General features: G+C 55.8%; 6 protein-coding genes. 3 read left to right on the top strand and 3 right to left on the bottom strand.

Annotated elements, in window-relative coordinates:
* A partial coding sequence (locus tag ABIB06_RS38735) for a hypothetical protein (protein WP_354070403.1) occupies positions 1-266 on the top strand: 266 nt, incomplete at its 5' end.
* Positions 267-621: 355 nt separating this feature from the next.
* Here the strand turns inward: ABIB06_RS38735 and ABIB06_RS38730 are convergent.
* Complete coding sequence (locus ABIB06_RS38730) at positions 622-2,073, bottom strand: nucleotidyltransferase domain-containing protein (RefSeq protein ID WP_354070401.1); 1,452 nt, start codon at positions 2,071-2,073, stop codon at positions 622-624.
* A gap of 516 nt (positions 2,074-2,589) precedes the next feature.
* On the opposite strand from ABIB06_RS38730, the gene ABIB06_RS38725 reads away from it, so the two are divergent.
* Positions 2,590-3,090, top strand: coding sequence for a hypothetical protein (locus ABIB06_RS38725; RefSeq protein WP_354053283.1), 501 nt, complete (start codon positions 2,590-2,592; stop codon positions 3,088-3,090).
* A gap of 33 nt (positions 3,091-3,123) precedes the next feature.
* The gene (locus ABIB06_RS38720) at positions 3,124-4,044 is read left to right on the top strand and encodes a hypothetical protein (protein WP_354053284.1); all 921 of its coding nucleotides are present in this window, start codon (positions 3,124-3,126) and stop codon (positions 4,042-4,044) included.
* Between the two features lie 438 nt (positions 4,045-4,482).
* Here ABIB06_RS38720 and ABIB06_RS38715 read toward each other — a convergent pair whose 3' ends face one another.
* Together ABIB06_RS38715 and ABIB06_RS38710 are read right to left on the bottom strand one after the other, a co-directional pair.
* Positions 4,483-5,010, bottom strand: coding sequence for a DUF2726 domain-containing protein (locus tag ABIB06_RS38715; protein WP_354053285.1), 528 nt, complete (start codon positions 5,008-5,010; stop codon positions 4,483-4,485).
* Positions 5,011-5,019: 9 nt separating this feature from the next.
* Entirely contained in the window at positions 5,020-5,904 is an 885-nt protein-coding gene (locus ABIB06_RS38710) for a hypothetical protein (protein ID WP_354053286.1), read from the bottom strand.
* Positions 5,905-5,941 lie beyond the last annotated feature (37 nt).

The following is a 5,941-nucleotide window of genomic DNA, read 5'->3' as shown; positions in this document are numbered from 1 at the left end:
TCAGTCGAGGTCGCATCGACCAGTCCAATGGCGCCATCAGGGTAACATTCGCTGATGCGGCAATACGGGGGGTCCCAGTCCAACGCCGATTGACAGATTGGTCTGGCGTTGCGTTCTTTAGTCGTGAGAAGCTGCTCAATCAGGGCCAGCCAGTGCCCTACCCTGCTTTCTGTGACGGCGTATTCGCAGTGATCGATACCGCGTCAAAGACGGGTACGGCGAGCGAAATAGAAGGGCGCATCACCGCGATGCACCCGATCGCTTAGCCGGCTAGATCCGGGTCGACGCTCTCGTCGAAAGGGCCGCAATGCTCTGCGAAAGGGCATGTTGGGCCTTCAGGCTCCCTGCCTGCTGGTCCTCATGGCAGAAGTAGCAATCAGGCTGCAATGCCAATCAACCGCCGAGCAAGTGCTTGCTGAAACATTGTCCTTAATTAGACCGGCGAGCGATAGGCCCTCCTCAACTTTCCCGCCTTCGACACGCGCAAAGGGTGATCACTTCAGTTCGATGCCACATCGTGAAGTCGATCACGTCATACACGCGACTGTTTTACTCCATCCGCCTTAGATCCTCACGACAAGCTCGAATTTCTCTCGGTCGCAAACAATTGAAGTGGCATGGTCACGCTTCGAGGAATTCGTCAAAATCACCATTGTTGATTGACGACTGGCTGGCCGCGATGATGAAATTGTAGGGCGTCACATACCGCGCGCGAAGTTGCGTTCGGCCGCGCACGTCTTCAAGCCTCCCCTCAATCTCTGCTGCACCATCATCATTTTGGGATCGGGTGATGACGTACTTGCCATCGACCAAGCCATATTCTTCCCAATAGTATCCGAAGTCGCCCTCGCCACTCGTTTCCTCAGCGATACGCTCGGCCGTCTTGGAATATATGCCGATAGGCTCCATCGGGTCGAGCTCGACATACACAAAGTCGCAATAGTAGGGACCCGGCTTCACGGCGGCGATCCGTCGGATCAAAAGCTCATTCTCATCCATCTGATAGAGCCGGTCGCGAACTTGCTCGAACGCGCGAATCCGCAGATTGCTCGATCCTCGAAACCACCAAACCGGCTCAGCGTCCGCGTACTCTAACGGTGCCTCCAGCAGCTTGAGAAGGCGTGTTTTGACCTGTTCAGGATCGTCGAACCACTGCACTCCGCGGACACCTGGAAAGGCCTGAGCAAAACGCTCGGAGAACCATGCGGTACTGTGCTTCCCTCTCAACGAGGCAAGCTGTACATCCGGCTTACTCAAACGTGCCCGCGCCGCATCGCCGATAATTTCTACAAAGAGCAGGTGGTCACTCGCCGTGAGAGGCCCTACACCACCTCGCGCTCCGCGCCGCACTGAAAGCCAATGATGCAGATCGCGGTAAGCGGATGCATCTCCTCGCTGCCGATAAAGCTCGTGCGTCAAGAAGTCTAAGCCTTCTTGAGTGTCGTATTCCGCGCCCGGGTCCGCGTTGCGATCTTCCGAGTGTGCTGCCATAGCTGCATGGCGCATGATGTCTTTCGGCGCCGGATCATCACCGGCGTAAGGTGGAATCCCTCCCTCCCCCTTGGCATTCACAGCCAAGAACGCGTTACGTTTCTTTTGAGCGAACCGCAGCCCTTCGACCGCGAGACGGTCCTTGATTTCACGCGTGCCGGCCCCAGACAGGCCTTTCGACTCTTTGCGATCCAGAAGGTTCAGATAGGCATTCTCCTTGAAAAAACCTCGCGCGCCGTCCTTGTGAATGTCTCCCAAGATCTCGAGAGGCGTCGGCACCACGATGCTGCAAAGCGGCTTGCCCAGATCTGCCTCGGTCAAGATGGTGACCAGCTCGGCTTCGAGACGGATCTTGTGCTCAAGCAGCTTTTCGAGCCAGTCGCGCCGCGCGAGCGCATTCATGGGCTTGTTGGGGAACAACACGACAAGATCAACATCGCTGCCCGCCCCAAACTGGGCCCCACCTTTGTAGATGAGGCTTCCAAATAAGAAGACCCCAGCAGAGCCAATATCTTTGACGACGCTCTCGCTCCAGGCGACAAGGCGCTTCTTGAGGTCCGCAACAAGAGCTGTGTTTGTCATGACTTACGGGGCGTGAGTTATGGAGCCGATGGGGCGAGAACGCTCAGCATTAGCGCTCGAGAAGAGGGGCGTCAAATGCGCCTTCTTACAGAATGATCGATCATGCAACGATTTAACTCGGCCGTATGTCGGAAGCCGACGACATACTCGAAGGTGCAGATGCAATCGCCGAATTTCTGTTTGGAACGGAAGACAGCGAACGGGATAGGACCGGCGCGAAATCTACTATCTTGCCGAGCGATCAAGGCTTCCGCTCTTTCGCCTCGGGACCATGTTGTGCGCGCGCAAATCGGTGCTTCTTGCATTTATCGCCAGTCAGGAAGAGCGCGCGGTGCCAATCGGTTGAGCAGGTGCTCACTGGTTCTCGTCAGCGATAGCGTCAAGCATTGGACATTTGGCCTCCCCTTAGGTCGAATCTGGTTCTCCTCAAGACGGGTGATCCAATAGGTAGCACCAAGTGCGAATCACCGAAACGAGCTATTGTGCCGCGACCTGTCAACTATGAACGATTTATCCATGGACGTTTTCGAATTTTGGCGGCCATACATCGATTGGACGCGCTTCGATCAAGGCCCAATTTCGGATGCCATGTGGAACCACTTCCGCAACGTCGTGATGCTGTGTCATACCTGTGAACACTGGAAGGCCGCAGCGAATGCGACGCGCCTTGCCCCGCCCCGCTCTTACGTCGGAATGCCCGAGAGCATTGGCGATCAGAAGAGACGTAAGAACGAATGGAAACGGAGCATAGAAGTCCAGGACGGTCATATGCATCGCGCGGCATTCCTTGCGAGCGAGCAGATTGCGTTGATGTCCTATCTTCTAACCGACGCCGACAAGGACACACCGAATTGGAAGCTATACTTCGCCCTCCGCGGCGCTGTTGCGCACCAACTGCCTCATGATCAAGCTCGCTACCGTGCGGCGGCCTTCACGTCGTTTCGCGCGGAGCAGGAGCTTGAGGGTGAAGCGACCGACATTGCGCTGAGATGGTTGCGACAGTCGGGATTGGCGTAGGAACCAGTCGGATGAGAACTTTAGGACGATTTCATGCCGTCTTCTGAAGGTACGACAACCAGCGAAGAAGAAATTTCCGATAGCAAGCTGTTCGAGCTCGTGGTGGCGGCTGACGAAGAAGCCCTCGCTGAGGGACTGTCGCCCAAGCAACGCGGCATGGCGACTGTCCTCAAGGTCATGAAGAAACTTGGCCATGTGTTTGTGATGACGGGAAGCGGAATGTCTCCGGCCGGCGAACGAGTCCTGGCTATGCATCGTTCGCTCTATAGAGGGTCGGATTTAGCCGTTGGAGGCATTCACGGCGGCATCTTCATGTTCAGAGATGTTTTCGCTCGAATATACATTCCCTTTGGATACGGCCGTATGTCGGTCAACCCGTTTGAACTTACGGATTTCTCACAGGCGCAGCTTCACTGGCTGGCATCGCGCCCGCAGGATTTGGCAGCATTCCACGACCAGTTCATCGATATCTTCGATTTCGCCGGTACGCTTGGCAGGCTAGGAAACTACAAAATGCCAGCCAAGGAAACTCAAGAGTTGCTCCAGCTTGCTTCGTTTCAGTTGCAAGCGGCGGCAGCGGCCTTGAGCGTAGCATTTGATTTTCGCGGAGCGATCCAGTCGTGCCTCGTTGGGGCTGAGCTTTCGCTTAAGGCTGGTCTTGCCGCTCATGGCGTAGAAGAGAAGGAACGCCGGAAGCACAGTCACGACTTGGCTTCCGCCGCGACGGCTTTCAGTAAGGGCAGCCAGACTTTTGACCTCGATCGTGTTCTCAGAACCACCCAACGGCTACCTCAATATGTTGAGAACCGATACTCTCCGGAGCAGCCGGACCGTATGGCGGTTGGGCACATTGTCATGGGTGCGCAATACATTGCCGGAGAAGTAGCGCGGCAACTCGGCGAATTTTCCATTCGATCCGCAATGACTCCGACGGTGGAGCGAGTCTACCCCTGACTTGAAGGAGCTGCCGACCGCGCCGGCATCGTGGCATTCTGCTACTATTTGGCCATCAGGCCGCGCGCACTTCTATGAGCCACGCCTAGCCCATCTTCCATCCGCCAGACAAACCCCAATGTGCTTCGAACGGAAATGCACCCATAGAGTAAGATGGGTGCGCGTTGTAGCGCTTGCAAAATTGTTCAAAGAACGATCGAAATTCGTCAACGGATGATGCGCGGACCAGCCCTCGACGAAACCTCTTTAAGAGAATGCCGAGTTCGCACACGTTGATCTCGTCCAGCAGGTCGTAATCCGGAAACTCCAGGTCTTGCTTTCGAATGCCGGTCGTCGTCCAAAGAATCTGATTGCCGAAGTAAAGGCACGAAAGCCTGCGTGCTGCACCGTTCTCGTCCTGCCCGAGGACGCCATTGAGGCCCTTTGGAATTTCGCGATCTAGCGTTCCGAAGAACCTGTGAAATGACTGTGTCGCGGCGGCTCCGAGCCAGTAGGGAAAGCGGCCGCCCGACCCGGCCGGCTCGAGGAAGGTCGGATCGAATGCCTCGTCCCACGGAATGTGACCTCCTTCCTGCGCACCTCGATGATCCAGCGCAGCACGGTCATGCCACGATAAATTTTCGTGACGTAGTTGTCGTTGATCCGAAGCAATCCCAATCCGGCTCGCCGACACAATTCATTCTTGATTGCATCGCGCTCTTGCTGATCGGCGCTCAGTTGGTGGAGCGGCCCGTCATATTCGACCACCATGACCGGTCGGGCGTCATGGTCCGCAACGACAAAATCGCAATGACTCCGGGTATAGAAATCGAACTCACGATTTGTGAGGTGCGAGCCGCCTTTTTGGATCACATCTGACAGCCGGGGTTTGGTGAATACCCTCATGGCGTTGTCAGACACGATCTTTTGCAGCTCGTGAAGGACGACCTCTTCAGAACGGTTAAGGAGTGAATCGACGATCTTCATGAAAACCCATCACGAGACGTTTCGCTTCGGTGCATAGCTTGCGACCGCCTGCATCATCCTGTCGAGCCATTCGAAGCGATGATATTGAACGACACGAAACTCGCGAGCCGAAAATGCATCAATAAGCTTCGGCATCTCGTTTCGACAGAAAATGTAGTCGCGGGAGTAAATCTGGGTGACCTCGTTGACAGTAGCGACCTCAGTCGGGGCGAGTCCGACGGTACAAATCGCCGGGTTGGTCCAGTATCTGCGCGGTGCGAAGGCAAGCACGGCTAAAGTCGGCGTGAGCGGGACGAGGCAGTGATAATGCAATTCGACGGTATTGCCGATCAGCGTATTGAGATAGCCCTCGCCCATGATGAATTCCCGCTCACCGGAGCGGAGGAGAACGATTTTTCCGCCACGCTCTAGAGACTGCACTATCTGGCGGTAGTGCTGGTTGATATTCAGAGCGATGAGCGTGTCGTCATGCTTTCCGATTTGATCGCCGGTCCGGCCCCAAAACCGCTCAGTCGTAAGATGTAGCCGGTTTCGATTTGCAGGACAGCGGACCAGCAGGGAAGCTAGAGCTTCGCCAAGCAGCTTGCGGTCATCAGAGGCTATCTCATGCGGTGTAATCCGCTTTTCGATTGTCGTATTGTCCGGGACGTCCACGTACGAGAGGCTTTCCAACTTCACAGCGAGCGACGGCAAGGCACTGTCGGCATCATCGAAGAGAGGTTCGATTGTTCCCGCCCATGGGCCATTTAGTTTGACGTGGTGGCCGTTGGTGATCGCGCCGAACTGCTTTGGTGGCGCTCGAAGCGTCTTACCGTCCCATGCAATCCTTGTGACACTGCTGGACTGCACCCCTGGAATGAGACACGGTAATTGCGGTGACAGCGCGGTTGCCATGATGCGTTATCGTGCCTTGTTTTGCGCGAAGGCGGTT

It is taken from the genome of Bradyrhizobium sp. LB8.2, assembly GCF_040548035.1.
GTDB lineage: Bacteria > Pseudomonadota > Alphaproteobacteria > Rhizobiales > Xanthobacteraceae > Bradyrhizobium.
The sequence above is the reverse complement of the archived record's forward strand: the minus strand, read 5'-3'. Positions and strand labels throughout refer to the sequence as shown.